Below are 680 nucleotides of genomic sequence, written 5' to 3' on the forward strand. Positions count from 1 at the left end.
GTGGCAACGCGTTTGATCATATCAAGTTCTAAATCTGCCACACGTAATGTTTGCGGCGATGCGACCACTTGCGCGGTAATATGATGACGAAATACGTTTTGAACACGCGCCAGTAGCTCTGCAAACGCGTAAGGTTTTACCACATAGTCATTGGCACCCAGCTCAAAACCGCGCACGCGATCTTCCACTTGCTCCTTCGCTGTCAGCATGATCACTGGGGTGTGAATCCCACTACTGCGCAATGTGTTAAGCACCTGCCAACCATCGAGTTTAGGCAACATAATGTCGAGGAGGATTAAGTCATATTCTTCACTGGTAGAGTGATAAAGCCCATCGACCCCATCATGCACTAAATCCACCACATACCCAGATTCAATCAAACCTTTTTGCAGATATTCTCCGGCTTTGTGCTCATCTTCGACGATCAATATTTTCAACTTTACTTACCTAGTGTGTTAGCGGGAGGATGAGAACCCAGTATAAAGCTCGAAAAAGAGCATGATGTGAACCACACCATACTCTTCCTCCTTGGTAAACCATTATCGATTATTATCGCGTTCGGCATAATGCACTTTGACATTCACTTTGCCCAAATATTCCAACTGACCATCTTCATTCATGCGTTCTTGCACGGTCACGAAGCCACCATCTTTTAAATGCGTACTGCGAGACTTCACATT

2 protein-coding genes are annotated in these 680 nt (G+C 45.3%); both read right to left on the reverse strand.

The features are described from left to right. Positions 1-437: response regulator (locus R7Z49_RS25310; protein ID WP_318112430.1), on the reverse strand; the 437-nt coding region annotated here is incomplete at its 3' end. Positions 438-539: 102 nt separating this feature from the next. After that, positions 540-680: DUF3316 domain-containing protein (locus tag R7Z49_RS25315; protein ID WP_411913034.1), on the reverse strand; the 141-nt coding region annotated here is incomplete at its 5' end.

The organism is Vibrio sp. 1562 (assembly GCF_033340155.1).
Classification (GTDB): Bacteria; Pseudomonadota; Gammaproteobacteria; order Enterobacterales; family Vibrionaceae; genus Vibrio; species Vibrio alginolyticus.